This is a genomic window from Bradyrhizobium sp. WCU1 (assembly GCF_053474805.1).
Map to the genome: position 1 here is coordinate 6,529,199 of NZ_CM130280.1, position 23,234 is coordinate 6,552,432.

Consider the following 23,234-nt stretch of genomic DNA (forward strand, 5'->3'; position numbering starts at 1 on the left):
AGGCAGGCTAGGCCGGCTGCGGCGTTGCGGTGCTGCCGTCGGCCCGCGCTGGCATCAGTTCGCGGATCAACGCAAGCCGTCGTTCTACGATCAGCGAGCGGGACGGGCCGCTGACTTCCATCATCGCCTGCCATCTGCGGCTGTGATCGAGCAACACCGAGCGCAGCGTCTCGTTGCCGGCCATCTCCATCCGCACCGCGGCAACCATCTTCTGTCCGAGCGGCGTCAGTTCGCTATCCAGTGGCGATCGTACGCCGGGACGGATGCCGGACTTGCGAGGCCAGGCCGCGGCTAGCAGGCGGATGGGATCCGGCCATCCGTTGGTCACGGCATCATTGGATTCTGTTGGGATCGGCAAGTCGAGCAACTTGGTGAGGATTTCGTAGCCCGGTCGGCCGAACGGAAACAGGGAAAGCGCCGCCTCGTACACTGAGAGGCTGGTCGACCAGCCGGCATGGGTGGTCGCCACGACCGGCGAGTAAGCGATCTTGCAGGCAAGTTCGAAGCCGCGGCTGGCCAGGTCCACGGCCCGCTCTCCAGTTTCGCGCGTGATGAACCCTGCAACGAGGTGCTGAAGCAGGCGAAACTTGCGATCGAGATATACGGACTCGATGAAATCGCTGGACAGTTGCGGCGAGGGTGCAGCCAGGTTCTCAAGCAACCGGCACAGCATGCCGAAATCTTCGTCGGCGTGGCTCTTGTCGAACACAATCTCGGTCGTGAACCAGTCGCTGCTGCCCGCTGTCCCAGTCCTTCCTGCCGACTGGCCGGGGAAGGGAAGGTCATCCGGCGTCGCCGCGCGCAGAAGCAGGTTGATCGCCAGGTTGCGGCTGGTCGCCGCGAGCAGGCGGCAAGCCATCAAGCCGAGCTGATGGCCTCGGCTCACCTGGAGAATGGTGACGCCGACCGTCTCCGTCAGGATGATGAAAGTGTTCGCGGGGTCGGCAAGCACGTGCTGGAAAGAGCCGGTGCTGGCGGGCTGAGCGGTGTTCGGCACCATTCGCATCAGGCGTGTTTGCTCCGTCGCAGCCTCCAGGTCGCGGGCCAGGCGTGCCATCTCCCTGCGCGGATCGCAGCGATTGGTTTCCAGCTCGTCGAGCCGTTCGTGCAATTCATCGTGGACATCGTCGAGGCCGAGATTGTTGGACTGCGGCGCCAGCGCGGCCTTGAGCTCGCGCAGATTGCGTTCGATAAGGTCGGCGTAGGCAAAGAAGGCCCAGGCTTCCCGCGACGCTTCCGCAACGCCGCTGCGCCGCTCGTTGCCGAGCGAGCGCAACCGGGTGACCGTTTTCGATATCTCGCGATAGGCCTCGCGGACCTTACCGATCTCCCGCAGGATGGCTGCATGCCGCAGATTGCTCGAGGCGTCATATTGCTGGTCGGGCCAGAGGCGAAGCAGCAGCTGGATTTCCCGAAGATTGATCGTCTCCAGTGCGCAGACCAGCGCGCCACGCACGGCGAGTTCGCGGGCGGAGTTGTTGTCTCCGAGGTAGAGTACGCAACGTAGCTTCAGCGCAGTCCAGTCGTCACCGCGCAGGCGTGCCTCGCGCTCGACGACCTCAATGATCGGCAGCAATGAGGAAACCAGGTCGCGTACGCGCCCGTCCTGATCACCCTGCAACAGCTTGGCTTTCGCTTCATCGATAGCCTCGATCAGCGCGGCCTCGCTCCGCCTCTCCGGGTCACGAAGCAGCAGGCGATCGACTTCGATCGGTTTCAGCACCCCCTCGTCGATGATACCGAGCAGCTGTTCCATGGGCTGCTGGCTGGGTGCGCTGTCGACGGGATCAATTTCGCTGAAGACGATTGCAAATCGGCGCAATAGCGCGCCGGCCAGAATGTCCTGCAGGGTCATCAACAGCTTGTCGCCAGGGCGCGCCATCGCTACACGCAGCGCATTGGCGACGATGAGAGCTGCTTCCTCGGGCTTGGCGAGCGCGCTGCCGGAAGCACTGGAACCGCCCTGGGGATCATCGGCTGTGCTGGGCTCGACAAGCGCAGCAAGGCCGCCCGCTAGCGGATTCCTGTCGTAGGCGTTGACGATGGCCTCGTCGAGATGCTCGATCAGATCGGCCCGATTCTGCGCCGGTGCAACGAGCCAACCCGGATAGGCGCGCTGGCGTTGCCACCAGTCATGCGGATCCGGCGTACGTGTGACGGCCTCGCGATCGCGCCAGACCCGATGGTCGGAGGGCCAATCGAGATTGACGTTTAGATTGCGCAGCCGCTTCTGGATCTGCTCGAGAAACGTCTCGATCTTCCGTTGCTCGTCGAGATTGGGCCATTTCTCGGACAGGTCGATATGCGTGATCAACCGGCCGGCCATCAGGTTGACGTCGACCGGCTCGGTCGGTCGCAGCGAAACCATGTAGATGGGCTGCAGATTGCTGCCCAAATGGTCCCGCACCCAGCCATGCCATGCTCGGAAATTCGGATCGGCGCCGGAAAACCCGAAGAGTACGATGACGTTCTCCATCAGGCTCTGCTGCACCAGTGACACGAATGGTGCGTATTCCTTCGGGTAGGTCCTGAAGCTTTCCTCGGTGAAGATGAGATCGGTCCCGGAACGCGCGCAGCCATGCAGCTTGACGATCCGCGGGGCGATCGCCGAGGCGATCTGCTTGACGGTGATCACCGTGTCATAGGAGCGGTCGTAAGCATCGACGGCGCGCTCGAGCAGGGAATCCCAGTTGGTGGTGAGAATATCGGCCCATGGCAGGCGTACCAGCAATTGATGTGCGTGGCCGGGAGCGTAGTCGCGGTCAGGTACCGCTGACTCCAGCGCCGCACGCAGGCGAGCTGACCCTTTCTTGGCCTCGAACTTGTCGCCAAGCGCCATCATCCCCGACGCTCCGGAGGCGTCTGCGAATAGATGCTCGCGCCGCCTGCAAATGTCGCGATGGTTGCCGCTGCCCGTCGGGCACTTCCCGCCGCCCGCGCATTCTGGGCAAGGCGGCAGCAACTCGTCGATCAGGGGGCGCACGATGTCGCGCCAGAGCGGGAAATTGCGCGCGCCTTCGGTCCGCTTCTCCGCGTTGCGGCTGAATCCTGCACCGATCATCGCGGTGGCTCGACCGCCACCCCGACCGCCCCGTTGCGCCAGCGCTCTGGCGATCGAGTCGATGTAACTGTCGACGTCCATCATACACGCCCGGGGTGCAATTCTCTTGACACAAGTCTACCGGGGGGCTGAATATCACGCAACCTTTCGTTGAAGTCATTTGCTTGTACGAGATTATCGCGCACACATCCGGCAGAAATTCATCCGGCACGACATGCAGGCCTGAGCATGAAGAACAGCGCGAAACCGAAGCGCGGTCGAGGTACCGCGAAATCGTCCAAGGTGAAGATGCTGGGGCGGGCGATCACCGCTCTCGAGAACGATCTGCGTCATCTCGCCGAGCTCAATCGTGTGATCTTTCCGGTCATCGTCGGTAGTGCCGGGCTTCCGGGCGATGTGCTCGTTGCCAGGTTCGACAGCGCCGCTCCCAAATCGTCGGAGCTGTTGCACTTGCCCGCGCAGGGCGACTTCTACTTCGCGCGTCGGATCGACAACAGCATCTATCTGGTCGTCGGCGATGCGACGGGCCATCACGCCCATGCCGGCGGCCTGAAACTGTACATGGCCACCATGCTGACTCGCCTCTTCGAGAAGTGCGAGCGCGAGAAGACACTGCTGTCGCCGACCAAGATACTGAAGCAAGTGGACGCGTGGTTTTCGATCGCGACGCAATCGCCGACTGAGGACCTTGGGGGCGCGCAGCTGGTTTTGATCCGTATCGACATGGCCGCGCCGAGTAGTATCAGGTTTGCCAGCGCGGGGTTGCCGGTCTACGCGCTGGGCCCGGACCTGGACGAATACGGAGCATTCAACGAGTTCAACCGCGTCCAGTTCCGCCAGGCTGGCGAGCAGGCCAAGAGCAAGCGCCAGGTCGGCGAGATCGCCGCGAGAAAGGCATGTTTTCTTGTTGTCGCCACCGATGGCTTTCACGGCTTGAAGCGACGCGTTCGCGCCGCGAGGCGCGGGCGAGGCAAGTCGGGGGGGGATGAATCGTTTGGCCTTCGCGGAGTCAAGCGGGCGTTGCGCCGCGGCTACAAGGCGGCGGCTGCCGGATCGGCCGCCGTGTGTCCTGCGGAACGCATCGCCGACGCGTTGACTGAATCGGCAAAGCGGTTCCGCGAAGGCGGCCCCCCGAAGGACTACGATGACGACCATCGGCTGGTCGTGGTTGTCGATCTCGGCGCGGTCTGGCGAATGGCGGAGACCGAAGCCGAGGCGGCCGCGCTGGTACCCGTCCCGGATGCCCTCCGGATCGGCGCCGGCAGGGCATCACAGGCTGCGGAGAACGTTGGGGCTTTAACGAAATGCATACCGTGAATCACCTAAGCTGTAGTAAAGTCAGCCAAGCTGCCCCCGGCCTGACCGGCGCGCAGCCAGTGGTGCCCTTTGGCCGGCCTGGGAGCCGGCGGTGCATCGCAAGGCCCGCGAAGTTCGTCGATTTCATCGCTGGAAAATCCGCGGAAGGCCCGATGACGATCTATCACAGGCGAATACAGGAGATGGTGCGGACCTACGGCATCGCCTCCGATCTCGATCCGGACGAGGACGTGCTGATCGCTGCAGTCCGGGCGGATTTGATCGACGGCGAGCGCCTCGAGATGGTGCTCGACATGCTGGAGCAGGCATTGCGCGCCACGCATGTCGAGGATCGCACCGTCTACGCGGTGAAGAACATCGTGATGGAGCTCGCAGGCAATACCCTGCTTCACGGCACCGGCGCGCGCACCGAGCAGGAATTGCTGGTCGTGAACCGGCGCGGCGAGAATGTGCAGATCTGGCTGTTCGGCTACGGCCTGAACAGCGAGGTCGACCGGCTGTTCGGTATCATTCGTGAGATCAGATCATACGCCACGCCGCCCGACCACCGCGAACCGCTGCTCGAGCGACGCAATATCGAGCTGATGAGGCGTGCGTCGTCCGAGCCCAGCAAGCTGCGCGGCGCAGGCGTGGGCATGCTCACCATTGCCGCCCTATCGAGCAAGCCGCTCTGGTTCAAATTGAACGCGGCGAGGGAGCATTCCTCGTTCGCGTTGCGCTCGACGGTGCAGGCTGCGTCGGCATGAAGCAAGACAGGAAGATCCAGATTCCGGGCGTTGATTTGACGTTTGCCGACGGCAGGACGGGCCGGATCTGGGGGACGTCCGGCCTGCACGACCTGAAGGGCGAGTCGTTCAGGCGCGCCGCCGAATATCTTGCCAAGCGCGCGCGGCAGGATGAGGCGTTCGACTGGAAGATCATCGTCGAGCTCGATCAGGTGATCACCTCGGCCGTCACACCTCTGTTCAACCTGATGAAGGACCTCAACGACATCGCCGCCGAGAAGAGCGACCGCCGGTCGATCGAGATCGAGTGGCACGTCAGGCCGGGCGATGACAGCATGCGGGGTCTCGGGACCGGCCTCCAGAAGGAGTTACCGGAGACATCGAGCTTCTCGTTCAAGGTCGTTGACGTCAAGAAGCCTCAGAGGCGCTAGCGTACGGTCGAGCGACACGAAAATTGCGGCGCTCTCGCCGACCGTCTTCGGTAATACCTCCTGCCGCATCTCTCAGCTGGGCATCATCGTGCTGCTGTCCGCTGCACCGCCTTTGCGGGCGGTGCGGGGCAGAGGCCGTCGCGTCCACTGATGGCGGCCAAAGCCTAACAGCCGCGGCAGATACTCTTCAGCTTGCTGTTCAGCAGGCGGTCAGCTTCGTCTGAGGCCGCCTTGGTATAGGCATCGTCGCTGTGGCGCTTGTCGGCGGCAAACCCGCCGCCGCGCATGGCGCCGCCGGCATGCATGCCGTGACCGTGTCCGCCGCCATGGCCATGGCCGCCGCGCGCATCCGCTGGCGGCCTTGCGGCCGCAAGCAGCGTCAGCACCACCCCGACCGTCGTGATCGTCCGCATGGTCTTCTCCTCATCGGAGGCAAAATACCGCAGGCGCTACGGCAAATCGGTGTCGGGCCTATTCACAATTTCGCGTGGCGGCAATCGGCGCGGTTCTCGCCGCCGGTTCCCCCACGGTTCGGCCAGCGCGACGCACGTAGGCCGTCCGGGGATGGCTTCATGCCGACAATGCAGTGCTCGCGGCATCAAAATGGTGTATCGGCAAGCTCTGGCGCGCCAGGGTCACCGTTAGGACGCGGTCCGGCGCCGGACAATCAAGATTTAGCAAGATATCGGAGGAATGCTTCATGTCGGCTCTGCCACTCTCGGGCATCAAGATTCTCGACCTGACGCGGGTGCTCGCGGGCCCGCTGTCGGCCCAGATGCTGGCGGATCTCGGCGCCGAGGTTATCAAGATCGAGCGGCCCGGCGGTGGCGACGATGCCCGCGCCTTTGGCCCGCCCTACCTCGCCGACCCCGAAGGCAAGCAGAACAACAACAATTCGTTCTACCTCTGCGCCAACCGCAACAAGAAGTCGGTCACCGTCAATATCGCCAAGCCCGAAGGGCAGGCGATCATCCGCGAGCTCGCCAAATCGGCCGACGTGATGATGGAGAACTACAAGGTCGGCGACCTCAAGCGCTACGGCCTCGACTACGAGACCATCAAGCAGCTCAACCCCGGCATCATCTATTGCTCGGTGACCGGCTTCGGCCAGACCGGACCCTACGCGCCGCGCGCCGGCTACGACGCGATCCTGCAGGCGATGGGCGGATTGATGAGCGTCACCGGCCATATCGACGGCGAGCCAGGCGAGGGCCCGATGAAGGTCGGCCCCTCGATCGTCGACTACATGACCGGAATGAACACCTCGATCGGGATCCTCGCGGCGCTCTACCACCGCGACGCCAATAACGGGGAAGGGCAGCATATCGACGTCTGCCTGTTCGATACCGTGATCGCCTCGCTGTCGCATTGGCTGCAGATCTACCTCGTCAACGGCAAGACCCCGCCGCGCCGCGGGACCTGGGGCAATGGCGGCATGCCGGCCGGCGTGTTCCGCTGCACCGACGGCGAATTGATGCTGGTGGTCGGCAATGACGGCCAGTTCCAGCGCACCTGCGCCGTGCTCGGCGAACCCGAGCTCGCCAATGACAAGCGCTTCGTCAAGAACAACGACCGCGTCGTGCACGGCAAGGAGATCATGGCGATCTTCGCCGGCCTGTTCCTGAAGCACCCCGTCGCGTACTGGCTCGAAAAGCTCGAGGAGGCCGGCGTGCCGTCAGGCCCGATCAACAATTTCGAGCAGGTGTTCAGCGACCCGCACGTGCAGTCGCGCGGCATGCGGGTGAAGGTCGATCACCCCTTCGAGCCGAACCTGTCGCTGATCCGCAACGCGCTGACCTTCTCGGGCACCCCGATCACCGACTACCGCGCCCCGCCGCTGCTCGGCGCCGACACCAAGGACGTGCTGGCGACCATCGGCTATGACGACGCCAAGGTCGAAGGGCTGAAGGCGCAGGGGATTCTGTAGGGGCTCGAAGCCACGCGAAGAGCCTTCCCGCTGCTCTCTTTTCCGTCACGCTGAGGAGCGCGAAGCGCGTCTCGAAGGGTCGACGGCCAACGGCCGGGCCGTCGACCCTTCGAGACTGCCGCTTTGCGGCCTCTCAGGATGACGGTCTGAGCCGGGTTCCGCATTTACTGCAACACTTCGACCTGTATCGAAGCATCATTGACGCCCGCCTGCTAGATTGGCGCCATCGATCCCCCTATCGAAGGTGCCAATCATGAAACGGGAAGTGATCCGCGTCGAACCGATCTCAAGCTGGCTGGAGCGCTGGAAGGCGCCGGCGTCGGCGGTAACCCGCGCCGGCAACATGATCTTCGTCTCCGGCCTGCCGCCGTTCGATCCCGCGACCGGCGAGATCGCCGCCGGGGCCTCGATCGAGCGGCAGAGCGAGCTCGTCATGGAGCAGCTCCGGGAGTGCCTGGAGGCCGCCGGCGCCTCGTTCGACAATGTGATGAAGTGCAATATCTTCTGCACCTCGGCGAAGCACTTCGCCACCTTCAACGCAATTTACCGCAAATATTTCGCGGATGATCTGCCGGCGCGGATCTTCGTCTGCATTCCGGAATGGACCGGGCCGTTCGATATCGAGATCGACTGCATCGCGATGGTGTGAGGCGGGCGAGGGCGGCCGCGCCCCGCGTCTGTCGTAAATCCGTACAACTTGTGATCGTATTCTCCCGGTTTTCACCGGGAGATGATCCGATGCTGCAAATTGCTCTGCGTTGTCTCTATGCTCTCATTGCGATGATTGCTCTTGCCGGCAACCCGGCTTCAGCCCAGACCGGCGCGCCGGTCGATCCAAGGCTCGGCTGCGACAAGGCCGGCACCGCGCCGCCGCTCGACCTGCGTGAGCCCGACAATATCGATCTCTTCAAGCGGCGGCTCTTGGCCTATCGTTGCACCGCCTATGAGAACGATATCGCCGAGGTGCTCGGCAAGGCGCGGAAATGGGTGGCGGCGCGGGCCGGCGAGGTCCAGCGTCCGGCCATCGTGTTGGATATCGACGAGACCTCGCTGCTCAACTGGCCGCGCATCTACCAGGACGACTACGCCTACATCCCGAGCGTCCCCGGCGGTCACTGCGATTTTGTCCAGGTCGGCGATCCCTGCGGCGACCTCGACTGGCAGCAGAGCGCGCGGGCCGCCGCGATCGGCCCGACACTTGCGCTCTACAAGCTCGCCCGCTGCATCGAGCAGGCTGCCTCATGCACCAAGGTCGATGTGTTCTTCGTCACCGGGCGGCGCGAGCAGGCGCACAACGACGAGATGGCGAGCGTCTGGACGCTGCGCAATCTTCAACTCGCGGGCTTCGACGGCATCGCGCGCGATCATCTCTACATGCGTGATCCGGCTTCGACCGGCTCGGTCAGCATCCACAAGACCGCGGCGCGCACCGAGATCGAGGACAAGCTGGGATTTGTCATCATTGCCAATGTCGGCGACCAGAACAGCGATCTGGTCGGCGGACATGCCGAGATGACCTTCAAGGTGCCCAATCCGTTCTACTTCATTGATTGAGACCGCGCCGTTGCGCCGCCGCTCACAGATCCTGCCGCGTGAGCCGGCCGTGCACCAGGACCGGCCGCGCGGCCGGCTTGCTCGGCGTGTCGCCCATGGTCAGTGCCATCACCGAGACCGTGACCACGCGATCGATGATGGCACGGACGTCGTCGAGGTCGCATTTGCCTTCCGACAGCCGCAGCAGGCGTTCCTTCTCGCGGATGGTGTGGTGCGCCATCGCCAGCGCGAAGTGCAGGCCCCAATACAGCTCGGTGTCGTCGCGGCCGGGCATCGCGCGGCGCATCGCGGCGGCAAACTTGCGCAGATGATCGACCTCGCGGTTCTTGATGCGGCGGATCGGCGGCACGGATTCGATCGAGGCGCGGATCATGAAGCGCGCCGCGGTCGAGCCCTCGCGATCGGGCCCGAGGCAGCCGCGCAGAGTGGGGCCGACGAGGGCGCGCATGATGTCCTCGATCGCGGCGCGGCCGCCGCCGGCTTCCTCGGCGGCCTTCAGTTCGTTGAGGCGTTCGCGGTTGGTCTGGATGCTGCGGGTGACGAACAGCTCCGCGATCAATTCGTCCTTGGAGCCGAAATGATAGTTCACCGCCGCGAGGTTGACGTTCGCCTCCGCGACGATGTCGCGCAGCGTGACGTCGCCGAAGCCGCGGTCGGCATAGAGCCGCTCGGCGGCGGCGAGAATGGCGGATCGGGTCTGGTCGCTGGCCATGGCTGAGAGCCTTTCCGTTATTCCGCGGTGTGCCGGGGAATGACGAAGACGACGGGGAGTTGATTTTCAAACATTTGTATGAAACTATCGTTTGAACAGCCGGCAATGTCAATCCGCAACAACGCGGGCGGCATTCTGGCACACCACCGCGCCGGTCCCGCGAACGCCCTTGCGGCGTCCGGGCGCCGGGTGGACAGTGCGGCCCAAAGTCTAGGAAACGAGGAGCGTCCCATGGATTTCACGATGTCGGCCAGGCAGAAGGAGTGGCTTGAGCGCGTTCAGGCCTTCATGAAAGCGCATGTCCGCCCGGCGGTGCCGATCTACGAGAAGCAGGACGCGGAAGGTCCGCGCTGGAAGGTGATCCCGATCCTCGAGGATCTGAAGAAGAAGGCGAAGGCCGAAGGCCTCTGGAACATGTTCATGCCGCCGTCCTCGCATGAGGACGACGAGTTCCACGGCGCGGGACTGACCAACCTGGAATACGCGCTGCTGTCGGAGGAGATGGGCCACATCTCCTGGGCGTCGGAAGTGTTCAACTGTTCCGCGCCCGATACCGGCAACATGGAAGTGTTTATCCGCTACGGCACCAAGGAGCAGAAGCGCAAATGGCTGCGCCCGCTGATGGACGGCGAGATCCGCTCCGCCTTCCTGATGACCGAGCCCGCGGTGGCTTCGTCTGACGCCACCAACATCGAAACCCGCATCGAGAAGGATGGCGATCACTACGTCATCAACGGCCGCAAATGGTGGTCGTCCGGTGTCGGCGATCCGCGCTGCAAGGTCGCGATCCTGATGGGCAAGACCGATTTCAACGCCGCCAAGCACCAGCAGCAGTCGCAGATCCTGGTGCCGCTCGACACCCCCGGCATCAAGGTCGAGAAGATGCTGCCGGTGTTCGGCTTCGACGATGCGCCGCACGGCCATGCCCAGGTGCTGCTCGAGAACGTCCGCGTGCCGAAGGAGAACATCCTGCTCGGCGAGGGCCGCGGCTTCGAGATCGCGCAGGGCCGTCTCGGCCCGGGCCGTATCCATCACTGCATGCGCACCATCGGCCAGGCCGAGGAAGCGCTGGAGAAGATGGTGAAGCGGCTCGCCTCGCGCACCGCGTTCGGCAAGAAGATCATCGAGCATTCGGTCTGGGAGCAGCGCATCGGCGAGGCCCGCACCGACATCGAGATGAATCGCCTGCTGTGCCTCAAGGCCGCCGACATGATGGACAAGGTCGGCAACAAGACCGCGCAGGCCGAGATCGCGATGATCAAGGTCGCAGCGCCCAATATGGCGCTGAAGATCATCGACCAAGCGATCCAGGCGTTTGGCGGCGGCGGTGTCTCCGACGACGCCGGGCTCGCGAAGGCCTATGCCCACATCCGAACGCTCCGTCTCGCCGACGGTCCGGACGAGGTGCACAACCGCGCCATTGCAAGGCTTGAAGTTCGGAAGTATGCAAACACGTCGCATTGAGCATGATGCGGAACGCATGGCGTTCCCGCGTACATCGTGCTCAGAATGAAAAAGACAATTGGGAGCGTCCGACGGCGCTCCCAACAAAACCGAGTTGAGGGAGCGTCATCGTGGCGGACGGCGTCAGGAAAGACGAAGAATTTTCCGGAACACGGGAAGTCGAGGAGCGCCATCGCGTCAACGAGGCGAGCCTCGATGCCTGGATGAAGCAACACGTCGAGGGCTATCAGGGCCCGCTCAAGGTCCTGCAGTTCAAGGGCGGCCAGTCCAACCCGACGTACAAGCTCGAAACCCCCGGCCGCAACTACGTGATGCGCCGCCGTCCGTTTGGTAAGCTGTTGCCGTCGGCCCATGCGGTCGATCGAGAGTTCCGCGTGATTGCGGCGCTCGGCAAGCAGAATTTCCCGGTCGCGAAAGCCTATGCGCTGTGCACCGACGATGCGGTGATCGGCTCGGCCTTCTACATCATGTCGATGGAGGAGGGGCGGGTGTTCTGGGATCCGACCTTGCCGAGCCAGGAGCCGGACGCGCGGCGGAAAATCTTCACCAGCAAGATCGAGACGCTGGCGAAGCTGCACATCCTCGATCCGGAAAAGATCGGCCTCGGCGATTTCGGCAAGCCCGGCAACTATTTTGCGCGGCAGGTCGATCGCTGGACCAAGCAGTACCGCGCGTCCGAGACGCAGCACATTCCCGAGTTCGAGAAGCTCGCTGAGTGGCTGCCGAAGACGGTGCCGGAGCAGAAGCGCGTCTCGGTCGTGCATGGCGACTATCGCCTCGACAACATGATCTTCCACGCCACCGAGCCGCGGGTGCAGGCGGTGCTGGACTGGGAATTGTCGACGCTCGGCGATCCCATGGCCGACTTCACCTATCTGTTGATGCAGTGGACCATGCCGGGCCTCGCCAATGCTGACCTCAAGGCATTGAACATCCCGAGCCAGGATGAGGCCGCGCAGATCTATTGCAACGTCACCGGCATGGCCGTGCCGGATCTCAACTGGTATTTCTCGTACAATCTGTTCCGCCTCGCCGGCATCACGCAGGGCATCGCGGGCCGCGTCCGCGACGGCACGGCCGCCAACGCCAAGGCCCTCGAGTCAGCCGCGCGCACCGTGCCGTTGTCGAAGGCGTCATGGGAATACGCGCAGAAGGCCGGCGCAACCTGATCTGAGAACGCGGCGCGATCCCACAGGGCTCGCGCCGCAACTGCGAGATGCGGCATGTTTCCGTATTGTAGCCATCTGTGATTTGAGTTCGCAGCGCCGCTTTGGCAAGTCCATCCGGTCAACGCCCGCCTGGTCCTGATCGGACAATTTCATCTTGCCCCTTTCCTCGAATCTTCGCGGCAGCCTGTTCATGGCTGCTGCCATGGCCACCTTCACGGCCAACGACACCATCACCAAGGCGGTGTCGGCGGAGCTCAACATCGGGGAGATCTTGCTGGTCCGCGGCGTGGTCGCGATGGTGCTGGTCGCGGCACTAGCCTGGTACCGCGACGCCCTGCGCAGTTTCGGCGCGCTGTTGATCTGGCCGGTCGGCTTGCGCGTGATCGGCGAGATCGGCGGCACGCTGACCTATCTGTCGGCGATCTCGCAAATCCCGCTCGCCAACGCCTCGGCGATCTTCCAGGCGCTGCCGCTGGTCATCACGCTGGGCGCTGCGCTGGTGTTCGGCGAGCCGGTCGGCTGGCGGCGCTGGCTGGCGATCGCGGCCGGCTTCATCGGCGTGCTGGTCATCGTCCGGCCCGGCGCGGAAGGCTTCAACCAGGCCGCGCTGCTGGCGCTGGCGTCGGTCGGCTTCTGCACGGTGCGCGATCTCGCCACCCGGCGCATCCCGAAGGACCTGCCGACCGTGTTCATCACGCTGCTGACGACCGTGACGGTGACGACCGCGGGCGCCGCCGTGCTGGTGCCGCTCGGCGGCTGGCGGCCGCCGTCCGGCCAGGCGCTCGGCCTGCTTACATTTGCCGCGGTGCTGATCCTGATCGGCTATCAGTGCATCATCGTGTCGCTGCGCACCGGCGACATCTCGGCGGTGGCGCCGTTCCGCTACACCGCGCTGCTATGGGCGATGCTGACAGGCTATCTCACCTTCGGCCACAAGCCCGACGGCGCGATGCTCGCGGGTGCCACGATCATCGTCGCCTCCGGCCTCTACGCCTTCTACCGCGAGCGCAAGCGCGACAAGCTTCGCCCGGCCGCGACAGGTCCGGGCCTGCCGCCGGATGGGCTGTGAATAGCTTGTAGGGCGGATTACACTTCGGCTAATCCGCCCTACAATTGGCAGCCTCACTTCGCGCAATGCGCGATCAGCCGCGCGACGAAATCCCCGCACGCCTCGAGCTGCGACATTTCGACGAATTCGTCCGGCGTATGCGCCTGCGCGATCCCGCCGGGGCCGACCACCACCGACGGCACGTCCGCCATGCTGGTGAACAGGCTGGCCTCGGTGCCGAACGCGACCTTGGCGTGGTCGTTGCGACCGGCGAATTGCTTGGCGAGCGTGACGATCGGGGCGTCGGCGGCGGTATCGAGCGCGGGATAGTCGAGGATTTCCTCGAAATCGATGCCGCAGTCCGGGTACCGCGCGCGCATCTTCGGCTCGACCTCGGCCTTGGCCCAGGCGACGATCGCGTCCGTCACCTCTCTGGACTCGGTGATCCCGATGCCGCGGCATTCGAATTCCACCACGCATTGGTCGGGAACGATGTTCAGCGCGGCGCCGCCGCGGACGATGCTGGTGAGCAGGGTCGAGTGCGGGACGTCGTAGAGGCTGTCTCGCTCGGCATCCACCACGAGCAAGGCCGCGCGGCGGCGAATCTCGGTGATCAGGTCGGCCGCATACTCGATCGCGTTGACGCCGTCGGGCGCGATCGAGGAGTGGCGGGCGAGCCCGCGGAACGTGGCGCGCACGCCGTGCTTGCCCTTGTGGCCGATGATCACCTGCATCCGGGTCGGCTCGCCGACGAAGCAGCCGAGCGGCTTCACGCTCTTGCGCGCGACCTCGCGCAGCATCGGACGGACACCGACGCAGCCGACCTCCTCGTCATAGGAGATCGCAAGATGGATCGGCGTCTTCAGGTTGACCTCGACCATCTCCGGCACCATAGCGAGACAGACCGCGACAAAGCCCTTCATGTCGGTGGTGCCGCGGCCGTACAGCTTTCCGTCGCGCTCGACCAATTCAAACGGGTTGTGGGTCCAGTCCTGTCCCGCGACCGGCACGACGTCGGTGTGCCCCGACAGAACCAGGCCTGCCTTGTCTTGCGGGCCGATCGTGACCCACAGCGAGGATTTCTGCCCGGTGTCATCCACGATTCGCTGGCCGCTGACGCCGAGCGAAGCGAGATAGCGCTCGATGTAATCGATCAGTGGCAAATTGCTGCGGTCGCTGACGGTGTCGAACGCGACGAGGTCGGCCAACAGCTTGCGGATACGGTCGGGTCGTTGATTTTGCATGGCCTGTTCGTTTGCGAGGGGGGTGAGGGGGCGATCCTGCCAGGGAACTATAACAGTTCGTTTGCGCGCCGAGGCCAGGCAATATTCGGACCGTTACATCCTCAGCTGTCATCGCCCGGCTTGCCGCCTCCGTTGAAGCTTCGGCGCGCCGGGGTGGATCACCCGCTTTCGCGAGGTGATGGCACCGCGCGATGCGAGACGATGAATCGAGAACCCATCCTCATCGTCGTCCCTGCGAAAGCAGGGACCCAACCACCGATGGTCATTGTTGAACGACGCTGGAACGACGTGTCCTTTCCACCACACCTGCCGCGGCTTATGGGTCCCGGCCTTCGCCGGGACGACAGTGGTGGATGTGGCGGCGTCATCGCGCCAACGCAAACCTCGCCGTTCCGCGAAAGGCGAGCAGCGTTGCTAAATCGGCTTGCCCGTATACGGCATCGACGCCGTCAGGCCGCCGTCGACAGGGATGGCCTGGCCGTTGACATAGGACGCTTCGTCGCTCGCCAAAAACAGTCCCATCGCGGCGAGCTCGTGCGGCTGGCCGGGGCGCTTCAACGGATTGAGCTGGCCGATCTTGTCCTGGGTGCCGCGCTCCTTGGCGCGGTCGAACACCGGCTTGGTCATGCCGGTCTCGATCAGGCCCGGGCACACCGCGTTGACGCGCACGCCGGTGCCGGAGAGCGAGTAGGCGGTGGTCTGCACCAGGCTGATGACGCCGGCCTTGCTTGCGCCGTAAGGATGTCCGCTGGCGCCGGCCTTCAGGCCCGCAACCGATGCGGTAAGGATGATCGAGCCGAAGCCCTGCTTGGTCATGTGCGGGATCGAATGCTTGATCGCGAGGAACGGGCCGATCAGATTGACGCGCAGCACCTCCTGCCAATGTTCCGGAGTCTGGTCGGCGAGCGGAACGAGGCCGCCGCTGACGCCGGCATTGGCCCAGATCGCATCGAGCTTGCCGTACTTCGAAACCGCCTTCTCGATGAACGCCTTCACGTCGCTCTCCGATCCTGCGTCCGCAGTGACGGCTTCGACCGTGCCGCCGGCATCGCGCACCAGCTTGGCGGTCTCGTTGACGCCGTCGGTGCGATCGACTGCGATCAGCTTGGCGCCTTCCTTGGTGAACAGCAGCGAGGCCGCGCGGCCGATGCCGCTGCCCGCGCCGGTGATGATGACGGATTTGCCTTCGAGGCGGCCCAAGTTCTTGGTCACGTTTTTCTCCCTGTTCACATGATCCGTGGCACGCCTGCCGCGCGACGGAATTCAAACAAAATTTCAAACGTCAGAAGCACTTGAGACGATGTGCGGCGTGACGTACAGCGTGACGGGACACTATTGAAGGGCTCATCCGATGTCCAATCCAGACAGGCCTGTCGTGACGGTGACGCGCTGGTGGTGGGTCCGCCACGCGCCGGTACGCAGCGACGGCGGCAACATCTACGGGCAGGAGGACATCGACTGCGACACCGGCGATGTCGAAGTGTTCGAGGCGGTCGCCAAGATGCTGCCGCGCGATGCTGTCTGGTATTCGAGCAATCTCAAGCGCACGCACAAGACCGCGGAGGCGATCTGGGCCGCCGGCTATCCGAAGCCGGCCAGCATGACGCAGGAGCGCGACTTCGCCGAGCAGCATCTCGGCCGATGGCAGGGCATGAACCGCGCCGCGCTGCTCGCGAGCCAGCCGCCCGGCAGGAGCTGGTTTGCCGACGTCAATGAGCCCGCGCCGGGCGGCGAGAGTTTCATGGATCTCTACACGCGGGTCTGCCGCACGATCGTGCGGATCACGGCTGCGGAAGCGGGCAGGAACATCATCGCGGTCGGCCATGGCGGCGTGATCCGCGCCGCGGTCGGCCTTGCACTCGGCGGCCAGCCGGATCGCGGATTGTCCTTCGACGTCGATAACGTCTCGGTGACGCGGCTCGATCACATCGCAGGCGTCGGCCTGTCGACCTGGCGGCTGCCGATGGTGAACCAGCAGCCGTGGATTGCCGATCCCCGACACGCCGCGATGCATCAGCCGGCCGGACCGGAAGTCAGGCCGGCGAGCAAGCTTGCGTGATGGCGCTATCGCAACACACAACCACTGCCTAAGCTCAACGCAGAATTCAAACGCCTTACATCAGGGAGAGAACCATGACCTTGTTCGACATGAAGGGAAAAGTCGCCGTCATCACCGGCTCGACGCGCGGCATCGGACGCGCGATCGCCGAGCGGATGGCCGAGCACGGCGCCAAGGTCGTGATCTCCTCGCGCAAGGCCGATGTCTGCGAAGAGGTGGCCAAGGAGATCAACACCAGCTACGGCAAGGGCACCGCGGTCGCGATCGCAGCCAACATCTCCTCGAAGGAAAACCTGCAGAACCTCGTGGACGAGAGCAACCGTGCCTTCGGCAAGATCGATGTGCTGGTCTGCAACGCGGCATCCAATCCCTACTATGGCCCGCTCGCCGGCATCTCCGACGATCAGTTCCGCAAGATCCTCGACAACAACATCGTCGCCAACAACTGGCTGATCTCGATGGTGGTGCCGCAGATGATTGAGCGCAAGGATGGCTCCATCATCATCGTGTCCTCGATCGGTGGCCTGAAGGGCTCGACCATCCTCGGAGCCTACGCGATCTCGAAGGCCGCCGACATGCAGCTCGCGCGCAACCTCGCCTGCGAGTACGGCAAGCACAATATCCGCGTGAACTGCATCGCGCCGGGCCTGATCAAGACCGACTTCGCCAAGGCGCTGTGGGACAATCCGGACAATCTGAAGGCCTCGACCGCGCGCTCGCCACTGCTGCGCATCGGCGTGCCGGACGAGATCGCGGGCGCCGCCGTGTTCATGGGTTCACGCGCCGGTGACTTCATGACCGGCCAGACCGTGGTGATCGACGGCGGCGCGACGATCAGCTGACGCGAAGCGTCATCCCGGGGCGCGCGTTAGCGCGAACCCGGGATCTCGAGCAGCAAATGGCCTCACTCCACAGCCGCATACACTCCGTTGCGCACCAGCGAGCGGGTGTATTCGCGCTGGCCCGGGCCCTGCATCATGAACACCGCGATCAGGTCTTCGTGCGGATCGATCCAGAAGAACGTGCCGGCCATGCCGCTCCAGAAGTACTGGCCGACCGAGCCGGAGAACGGCGCGATGCCCTGCTGCATACGCACGGCGAAGCCGAGGCCGAAACTGTGGCCCGGCGACACCAGCGTGCCTTGGATCTTGACGCCGGCACCAAGGTGATCGGAGGCCATGAATTCGAGCGTCTTGCGGCCGATGATCCTGGTGCCGTCGAGCGATCCGCCATTGAGCAGCATCTGCGCGAAGCGGGCATAGTCCATCGTGGTCGACACTAGGCCGCCGCCGCCGGATTCCATCGCCGGCTTCTCCAGCATGTTGAACAGCTGCACCTTCTCGTTGCTCCAGGGATCGTTGGCAAACGCCTCGGCCAGCCGGCCGGCATTGGCTTCCGGGGTATGGAAGGCGGTCTCGTTCATCTGCAGCGGTGAGAGGATGCGCTCAGTGAGGAACGCGCCGAGCGTCTTGCCGCTGACGACTTCGATGATGCGGCCGAGGATGTCGGTGGAGCGGCTGTAGTTCCACTCGGCGCCGGGCTGGCAGACCAGCGGCATGGCGGCGAGCATGGTGGCGTGCTCGGCATTGGTGATCTTGCGGCTGCGCAGCCGCGACTGCTTGTAGAGCTCCTGCACCGGGCCGTTGCCGGTGTGGTCATACGTCAAGCCGGAGGTGTGGCGCAGCAGGTCCTGGATCGTCATCTGCCGCTGCACGGGGACCAGCTCGAGCTTGCCGTTATGCTCGACGCCGACCTTGGTCTCGGCGAATTCGGGGATGAATTTCGCGACGGGGTCGTTGAGCAGGAAGTGGCCGTCCTCCAGCAGCTGCATGATACCGACCGAGACGATCGGCTTGGTCATCGAGAAGATGCGGAAGATCGTGTCATGCGTCATCGGCGCCGCGGCGGTCGGGCTCTGCCGGCCGATCGCGTCGAACCAGCCGATCTGGCCGCGCCGCGCCACCAGCACCGTGAAGCCGGGCGCGGTTCCCTTGTCGACCTCGCGCTTGAAGGTGTCGGACAATGCCTGCAGCCGCGCGCCCGACAGTCCGATCGATTCGGGTTTGGCGAGCGGGAGGGACGGGGTGGTCTGGGTGGCGGAGTGCTTGGTGGCGGTTTGAGCGTTCATGGTCTCTCCCTGGTTCTTGATTCTTGCGGCGGAGCGCCGGCAATGAGGTGATCTTGGAGTGATGGCTGAAGTCTGGCGCAGAAGTTTTGCAATGAACAGAAGGTTCGCCGCTTCGCCCTTGCAAACCGGCCATGCCCTGTGCTTGAAACGGCGCGAACCGGCGGCGACGCCGGTTCCCTGCAGGAGTGTAGCTCAATTGGTAGAGCACCGGTCTCCAAAACCGGGGGTCGCAGGTTCGAGCCCTGCCACTCCTGCCAGCTTTTAGCCAACAATTTGAATGCCTTGGCCGAGGTCCTGGACCCCGGCCATGATCATTTTCAGTTACTTGATCAGCGGGCAGCCACCGTCCTTGAGCGGCCGGAATGCCTGGTCGCCGGGTACCTCGGCGAGCACCTTGTAGTAATCCCACGGCGCCTTCGATTCCTCGGGTTTCTTGACCTCGAACAGGAACATCGAATGCACCATGCGGCCGTCCTCGCGCACCACGCCATTGTCGGTGAAGGCGTCGCGCACTGGAGTGGCGCGCATCTTCGCCAGCACGGGCTTGGTCTCCTTGGTGCCGGCGGCCTTGACCGCGTTGAGGTAGTGCAGTGTGGCGCTGTAGGTCGCGGCCTGGTTCATGGTCGGCATCCGCTTCATGCGCTCGAAGAAGCGCTTGCCGAAGGCGCGGGTGCGGTCGTTGAGGTCCCAGTAATAGGCCTCGGTGATGATCAGGCCCTGCGCGAGCTTCAGCCCGAGGCTGTGGATGTCGGAGATGAACATCACGATGCCGGCGAGATTCTGCCCGCCCGCGACGATGCCGAATTCGGCGGCCTGCTTGATCGCGTTGATGGTGTCGCCGCCGCCATTGGCGAGGCCGACGATCTTGGCCTTGGACGACTGCGCCTGCAGCAGGAATGAGGAGAAGTCCGGCGTATTGAGCGGATGCCGCGCGCTGCCGAGCACCTTGCCGCCGGCCGCGCGGACCACGTCGCCGGTGTCGCGCTCGATGGAATGGCCGAACACATAGTCGGCGGTGATGAAGAACCAGGTGTCGCCGCCGTTCTTCACGATCGCGCTGCCGACGGTGTGGGCGTTGGCGTAGGTGTCGTAGGTCCAGTGCAGCGTGTAGGGCGAGCAGGATTTTCCGGTGATGTCGGAGCTCGCCGCGTCCGTCACGATCATGATCTTCTCAAACTGCTTCGACATCTCCATGCCGGCGAGCGCGGTCGCCGAGGTCGGCATGTCGATGATCATGTCGACATTCTCGGCCTCGTACCATTTGCGGGTGATGGTGGCGGCGACGTTGGCCTTGTTGAGGGCGTCGGCGGTGACGAGCTCGATCGGCTTGCCGAATATCGAGCCGCCGAACTCCTCGATCGCCATCTTGGTGGCCTCGACATTCCCGGCGCCGCCGATGTCGGAATAGACCGACTGGAAATCGGTCAGCACGCCGATCTTGAGCGGCGTCTGTTGTGCGAGCGCGGGCCCCGCCAGCACTGCGGCGAGCAGGCCGGCGGCGGATAGACTCGTGGCGATGGATTTCATGGTGATGCGTCCTCCCAGGATGTTCTTATCGGTTTGTCCGACAAAGCTAGATTTGCCCGGTTCCAGTGTCAATTCTGGCCATCCGGGTGCGACAATCCGGCTTAGAACGGCCCATTTGACGCTCTTGGCGCCTTCTCCTATCCTTTGTCCGACAAACGACAATCGGGAGCCCAAGGTGCCCGCCACACCACTGTTCCGACGCATCGACGTCGCGCCGGCCTACCAGAAGGTCGCCGACGCGATCGAGCGCGAGATCATCAACGGCCGGATCAAACCCGGCGAGCCGATCGGCACCGAGCAGCAGCTGGTCGCGCAGTTCGGCGTCAACCGCTCGACGGTGCGCGAAGGCATTCGCGTGCTCGAGGAGGGCGGGCTGATCCGCCGCGATTCCAGTCGCCGCCTGCAGGCCTGCCTGCCGCGCTACAACAAGCTCGCCACGCGACTGTCGCGTGCGTTGATCCTGCACGAGGTCACGTTCCGCGAACTGTTCGAGGCGTCGATGACGCTGGAGGTCGCGAGCGTCGAAGGCGCGGTCGAGCGCGCGACCGAGGAGAACATCGCCGAGCTCGCCGGCAATCTCGAGCGCAGCTCTGATGTCGTCGGCAATCCCGCCGAGCTCGCCGAGCTGGATGCGGAATTCCACGTGCTGATGGCCAAGGCCTCGCAGAACCGCGTGCTGCAACTCGCCCGCGAGCCGGCCGCGCAGCTGTTCTTTCCGACCACCGAGATGATCGTCGGCGGCGTGCCCGAGGGCGGCGCGCGGCTCGTCGAGGCGCATCGCCACATCCTCGATGCGATCAGGCGGCGCGATAAGGAGGCCGGCGTGCTGTGGACCCGGCGGCATTTGCAGGACTGGCGGCGCGGCTTCGAGAAGATCGCCTCGCTCGATCGCTCGGTCGAGCACACCTACATGGAACACGCCTACGCCGCACGCCAATAGCGACGGCGCGGCGACAACGAGACAACGACAAAAAACACGTTCGGGAGGGACTTCATGAGCGACACCATCGCAGCGACCATCCAGCGCGCCCGCGAGCACAGCATTGGCGATCTGCTGCGCCGGTCCGCGAAGCGCTATCCCGGCAAGACCGCGCTGATCTGCGGCGAGGTGAGCTGGACCTTTGCGGAGATGGACGCGATCTGCAATCGGCTCGGACGCGGCTTGCTCGGCCTCGGCATCGCGAAGGGCGACCGCGTTGCGGTGCTGTCGCGCAACTCGCACGGCTTCGCCGCGCTACGCTTCGCCGTGGCGCGGATCGGCGCGATCCTGGTGCCGATCAACTTCATGCTCAATCCCGACGAGATCAATTTCATCCTGGCCAATTCCGGCGCCAAGCTGCTCGCGGTCGGCCCCGATTTCGTGGACACGGCGCACGCCGCCGCCGCCAAGGGCTCGGCCGTCGAGACCCTGATCTGGCTGCCCGGTGAAGATCCCGCGACCGCGCCAGACGGAATCACGACGTTCGACAACCTGCTGAACAGCGACGCGTCGGCGCCGGACGTAGCGGTGGACAGCCGTGACCCCGCGCAGATCATCTACACCAGCGGCACGGAGTCGCAGCCGAAAGGCGCGATCCTCACCCATGAAGCCGTGATGTGGCAATATGTCAGCTGCATCATCGACGGCAGCATGGCGACCGACGACACCGTGCTGCACGCGCTGCCGCTCTATCATTGCGCACAGCTCGACGTTTTCCTGGGGCCCGCGATCTATCTCGGCGCCACCAGTCTGATCACCGGCAAGCCGGTGCCCGACAATGTCCTGGCGCTGATCGCGAAGCACAAGATCAATTCGTTCTTCGCGCCGCCGACGATCTGGATCGCGATGCTGCGTTCGCCGTCGTTCGACCGCACCGATCTCTCGACCCTGCGCAAGGGCTATTACGGCGCCTCGATCATGCCGGTCGAGGTGCTGCTCGAATTGCAGCGCCGGCTGCCCGACGTGAAGTTCTGGAATTTCTACGGCCAAACCGAGATCGCGCCGCTCGCGACGGTGCTCGCACCGCAGGACCAGCTGCCGAGGGCCGGCTCGGCCGGCAAGCCCGCGATCAATGTCGAGACGCGGGTGGTCAAGGCTGACATGACCGATGTCGGGGTGGGGGAGGTCGGCGAGATCGTGCACCGCTCGCCGCATCTGTTGTCCGGTTACTACAACGATCCGGTCAAGACCGCGGCGGCGTTTGCCGGCGGCTGGTTTCATTCCGGCGATCTCGCGACCGTCGATGCCAGTGGCTACATCACCGTGGTCGATCGGGTGAAGGACATGATCAAGAGCGGCGGCGAGAACGTCGCAAGCCGCGAGGTCGAGGAGATGATCTACCGGCTGCCCGAGGTGTCGGAGGTTGCGGTGGTCGGGCTGCCCGACCCGCGCTGGATCGAGGCCGTGACCGCGATCGTCGTGGTCAAGGCCGGCCAGGACCTCGATGCCGACGCCGTCATCAAGCACTGCGCGGCGTCGATGGCCCATTTCAAGGTGCCGAAGCGGGTCATCTTCGTGGATGCCCTGCCGAAGAACCCGAGCGGCAAGCTGCTGAAGCGCGAGTTGCGGCAGCGCTATGTCGGCGGCGCCACGCTGGATCAGGCTGTTCAGAAGAGCTTTGCCGGGTAATCGACCCGGCCGCCGCCGCCGACGGCGGGGAGGCGAACCGCCGGTCGCCCCGCTAAGTGCTTGAATTGAGGGGCTCAGTCCCGGTTTCCCCGAGCTGCGGCCGGGGCGGGCCGCGACGGTGCCGACCTTGACGTTTGGCTCCTCTCGCAGTAGATACCCCGGCACTCGCAGTCGGCCCGCTTTGATGGCGGATATCCGGCGCGGCCTAATTCCCCGAACATTCGAGCTCGTTTATCGGCTCAACCTTCCAAACGAGGGCT

At 64.4% G+C, this 23,234-nt stretch carries 20 protein-coding genes and 1 tRNA gene; 14 read left to right on the plus strand and 7 right to left on the minus strand.

Translation table 11 applies throughout. The features are described from left to right. Positions 1 to 7: 7 nt before the first annotated feature. The gene (locus ACTUWL_RS30505; RefSeq protein WP_158267746.1) at positions 8 to 3,142 is read right to left on the minus strand and encodes an SIR2 family NAD-dependent protein deacylase; all 3,135 of its coding nucleotides are present in this window, start codon (positions 3,140 to 3,142) and stop codon (positions 8 to 10) included. A 147-nt stretch (positions 3,143 to 3,289) separates the two neighbouring features. Between ACTUWL_RS30505 and ACTUWL_RS30510 the strand changes: the two genes are divergently transcribed. The 3 genes from ACTUWL_RS30510 (at position 3,290) to ACTUWL_RS30520 (ending at position 5,534) form a co-directional block, all read left to right on the plus strand. After that, complete coding sequence (locus tag ACTUWL_RS30510; protein WP_021081690.1) at positions 3,290 to 4,378, plus strand: SpoIIE family protein phosphatase; 1,089 nt, start codon at positions 3,290 to 3,292, stop codon at positions 4,376 to 4,378. 152 nt (positions 4,379 to 4,530) lie between these two features. Next, positions 4,531 to 5,124, plus strand: a complete 594-nt coding sequence (locus ACTUWL_RS30515; protein ID WP_021081689.1) for a DUF6272 family protein — start codon at positions 4,531 to 4,533, stop codon at positions 5,122 to 5,124. Continuing rightward, the gene (locus ACTUWL_RS30520) at positions 5,121 to 5,534 is read left to right on the plus strand and encodes a SiaC family regulatory phosphoprotein (RefSeq protein WP_021081688.1); all 414 of its coding nucleotides are present in this window, start codon (positions 5,121 to 5,123) and stop codon (positions 5,532 to 5,534) included. Before ACTUWL_RS30515 ends, ACTUWL_RS30520 begins: the two co-directional genes overlap by 4 nt. Positions 5,535 to 5,698: 164 nt before the next feature. On the opposite strand, the gene ACTUWL_RS30525 is transcribed toward ACTUWL_RS30520, so the two are convergent. Beyond that, a complete protein-coding gene (locus tag ACTUWL_RS30525; protein WP_021081687.1) occupies positions 5,699 to 5,947 on the minus strand; it encodes a hypothetical protein in 249 nt (82 codons plus the stop codon). 287 nt (positions 5,948 to 6,234) lie between these two features. On the opposite strand from ACTUWL_RS30525, the gene ACTUWL_RS30530 reads away from it, so the two are divergent. The 3 genes from ACTUWL_RS30530 to ACTUWL_RS30540 all read left to right on the plus strand — a co-directional run bounded on the left by ACTUWL_RS30530 (position 6,235) and on the right by ACTUWL_RS30540 (position 9,015). After that, on the plus strand, positions 6,235 to 7,461 hold the full coding sequence (locus tag ACTUWL_RS30530) for a CaiB/BaiF CoA transferase family protein (protein ID WP_021081686.1): 1,227 nt from the start codon (positions 6,235 to 6,237) through the stop codon (positions 7,459 to 7,461). A 253-nt stretch (positions 7,462 to 7,714) separates the two neighbouring features. Then, positions 7,715 to 8,110, plus strand: a complete 396-nt coding sequence (locus tag ACTUWL_RS30535; RefSeq protein ID WP_021081685.1) for a Rid family hydrolase — start codon at positions 7,715 to 7,717, stop codon at positions 8,108 to 8,110. 89 nt (positions 8,111 to 8,199) lie between these two features. After that, positions 8,200 to 9,015: an HAD family acid phosphatase gene (locus ACTUWL_RS30540; RefSeq protein ID WP_021081684.1), complete on the plus strand. Its 816-nt coding sequence runs from the start codon at positions 8,200 to 8,202 to the stop codon at positions 9,013 to 9,015. A gap of 22 nt (positions 9,016 to 9,037) precedes the next feature. On the opposite strand, the gene ACTUWL_RS30545 is transcribed toward ACTUWL_RS30540, so the two are convergent. Beyond that, positions 9,038 to 9,727, minus strand: coding sequence for a TetR/AcrR family transcriptional regulator (locus tag ACTUWL_RS30545; protein WP_021081683.1), 690 nt, complete (start codon positions 9,725 to 9,727; stop codon positions 9,038 to 9,040). A gap of 231 nt (positions 9,728 to 9,958) precedes the next feature. On the opposite strand from ACTUWL_RS30545, the gene ACTUWL_RS30550 reads away from it, so the two are divergent. From ACTUWL_RS30550 to ACTUWL_RS30560, 3 genes are all read left to right on the plus strand, one after another. Then, the gene (locus tag ACTUWL_RS30550) at positions 9,959 to 11,191 is read left to right on the plus strand and encodes an acyl-CoA dehydrogenase family protein (protein ID WP_021081682.1); all 1,233 of its coding nucleotides are present in this window, start codon (positions 9,959 to 9,961) and stop codon (positions 11,189 to 11,191) included. Positions 11,192 to 11,301: 110 nt separating this feature from the next. Next, positions 11,302 to 12,360: a phosphotransferase family protein gene (locus tag ACTUWL_RS30555; protein WP_021081681.1), complete on the plus strand. Its 1,059-nt coding sequence runs from the start codon at positions 11,302 to 11,304 to the stop codon at positions 12,358 to 12,360. 154 nt (positions 12,361 to 12,514) lie between these two features. Next, positions 12,515 to 13,429 carry a DMT family transporter gene (locus tag ACTUWL_RS30560; protein WP_035653132.1) on the plus strand — a complete coding sequence of 305 codons (915 nt, stop codon included), beginning with the start codon at positions 12,515 to 12,517 and terminating at the stop codon, positions 13,427 to 13,429. A gap of 53 nt (positions 13,430 to 13,482) precedes the next feature. Here the strand turns inward: ACTUWL_RS30560 and argE are convergent, their stop codons facing one another. Both argE and ACTUWL_RS30570 read right to left on the minus strand, forming a co-directional pair. Next, on the minus strand, positions 13,483 to 14,652 hold the full coding sequence (gene argE, locus ACTUWL_RS30565) for an acetylornithine deacetylase (protein WP_021081679.1): 1,170 nt from the start codon (positions 14,650 to 14,652) through the stop codon (positions 13,483 to 13,485). A 414-nt stretch (positions 14,653 to 15,066) separates the two neighbouring features. Continuing rightward, a complete protein-coding gene (locus ACTUWL_RS30570; protein ID WP_035653206.1) occupies positions 15,067 to 15,852 on the minus strand; it encodes an SDR family NAD(P)-dependent oxidoreductase in 786 nt (261 codons plus the stop codon). Positions 15,853 to 16,003: 151 nt separating this feature from the next. On the opposite strand from ACTUWL_RS30570, the gene ACTUWL_RS30575 reads away from it, so the two are divergent. Further along, entirely contained in the window at positions 16,004 to 16,711 is a 708-nt protein-coding gene (locus ACTUWL_RS30575; RefSeq protein ID WP_021081677.1) for a histidine phosphatase family protein, read from the plus strand. A gap of 74 nt (positions 16,712 to 16,785) precedes the next feature. Beyond that, positions 16,786 to 17,553 (plus strand): SDR family NAD(P)-dependent oxidoreductase, encoded by a 768-nt coding sequence (locus ACTUWL_RS30580; protein WP_021081676.1) that lies wholly within the window; start codon positions 16,786 to 16,788, stop codon positions 17,551 to 17,553. Between the two features lie 62 nt (positions 17,554 to 17,615). On the opposite strand, the gene ACTUWL_RS30585 is transcribed toward ACTUWL_RS30580, so the two are convergent. Next, positions 17,616 to 18,839, minus strand: coding sequence for a serine hydrolase domain-containing protein (locus ACTUWL_RS30585; protein ID WP_021081675.1), 1,224 nt, complete (start codon positions 18,837 to 18,839; stop codon positions 17,616 to 17,618). Between the two features lie 181 nt (positions 18,840 to 19,020). Between ACTUWL_RS30585 and ACTUWL_RS30590 the strand changes: the two genes are divergently transcribed. Beyond that, positions 19,021 to 19,096: transfer RNA gene (locus ACTUWL_RS30590), tRNA-Trp, on the plus strand. A gap of 64 nt (positions 19,097 to 19,160) precedes the next feature. Here ACTUWL_RS30590 and ACTUWL_RS30595 read toward each other — a convergent pair. Then, entirely contained in the window at positions 19,161 to 20,366 is a 1,206-nt protein-coding gene (locus ACTUWL_RS30595) for an ABC transporter substrate-binding protein (protein ID WP_021081674.1), read from the minus strand. A gap of 175 nt (positions 20,367 to 20,541) precedes the next feature. On the opposite strand from ACTUWL_RS30595, the gene ACTUWL_RS30600 reads away from it, so the two are divergent. Continuing rightward, entirely contained in the window at positions 20,542 to 21,306 is a 765-nt protein-coding gene (locus ACTUWL_RS30600) for a FadR/GntR family transcriptional regulator (protein WP_021081673.1), read from the plus strand. Positions 21,307 to 21,360: 54 nt separating this feature from the next. Then, positions 21,361 to 22,974: an acyl-CoA synthetase gene (locus ACTUWL_RS30605; protein ID WP_021081672.1), complete on the plus strand. Its 1,614-nt coding sequence runs from the start codon at positions 21,361 to 21,363 to the stop codon at positions 22,972 to 22,974. The last annotated feature ends 260 nt before the right edge of the window (positions 22,975 to 23,234 follow it).

Bases quoted from the DNA above. Each gene is read 5' to 3' on its own strand.
- ACTUWL_RS30530 (WP_021081686.1), top strand. From the start codon at position 6,235: ATGTCGGCTCTGCCACTCTCGGGCATCAAGATTCTCGACCTGACGCGG.
- ACTUWL_RS30525 (WP_021081687.1), bottom strand. From the start codon at position 5,947: ATGCGGACGATCACGACGGTCGGGGTGGTGCTGACGCTGCTTGCGGCC.
- ACTUWL_RS30580 (WP_021081676.1), top strand. From the start codon at position 16,786: ATGACCTTGTTCGACATGAAGGGAAAAGTCGCCGTCATCACCGGCTCG.
- ACTUWL_RS30535 (WP_021081685.1), top strand. From the start codon at position 7,715: ATGAAACGGGAAGTGATCCGCGTCGAACCGATCTCAAGCTGGCTGGAG.
- ACTUWL_RS30605 (WP_021081672.1), top strand. From the start codon at position 21,361: ATGAGCGACACCATCGCAGCGACCATCCAGCGCGCCCGCGAGCACAGC.
- ACTUWL_RS30515 (WP_021081689.1), top strand. From the start codon at position 4,531: ATGACGATCTATCACAGGCGAATACAGGAGATGGTGCGGACCTACGGC.
- ACTUWL_RS30585 (WP_021081675.1), bottom strand. From the start codon at position 18,839: ATGAACGCTCAAACCGCCACCAAGCACTCCGCCACCCAGACCACCCCG.
- ACTUWL_RS30595 (WP_021081674.1), bottom strand. From the start codon at position 20,366: ATGAAATCCATCGCCACGAGTCTATCCGCCGCCGGCCTGCTCGCCGCA.
- ACTUWL_RS30510 (WP_021081690.1), top strand. From the start codon at position 3,290: ATGAAGAACAGCGCGAAACCGAAGCGCGGTCGAGGTACCGCGAAATCG.
- ACTUWL_RS30505 (WP_158267746.1), bottom strand. From the start codon at position 3,142: ATGGACGTCGACAGTTACATCGACTCGATCGCCAGAGCGCTGGCGCAA.
- ACTUWL_RS30550 (WP_021081682.1), top strand. From the start codon at position 9,959: ATGGATTTCACGATGTCGGCCAGGCAGAAGGAGTGGCTTGAGCGCGTT.
- ACTUWL_RS30575 (WP_021081677.1), top strand. From the start codon at position 16,004: ATGTCCAATCCAGACAGGCCTGTCGTGACGGTGACGCGCTGGTGGTGG.
- ACTUWL_RS30520 (WP_021081688.1), top strand. From the start codon at position 5,121: ATGAAGCAAGACAGGAAGATCCAGATTCCGGGCGTTGATTTGACGTTT.
- ACTUWL_RS30545 (WP_021081683.1), bottom strand. From the start codon at position 9,727: ATGGCCAGCGACCAGACCCGATCCGCCATTCTCGCCGCCGCCGAGCGG.
- argE (WP_021081679.1), bottom strand. From the start codon at position 14,652: ATGCAAAATCAACGACCCGACCGTATCCGCAAGCTGTTGGCCGACCTC.
- ACTUWL_RS30540 (WP_021081684.1), top strand. From the start codon at position 8,200: ATGCTGCAAATTGCTCTGCGTTGTCTCTATGCTCTCATTGCGATGATT.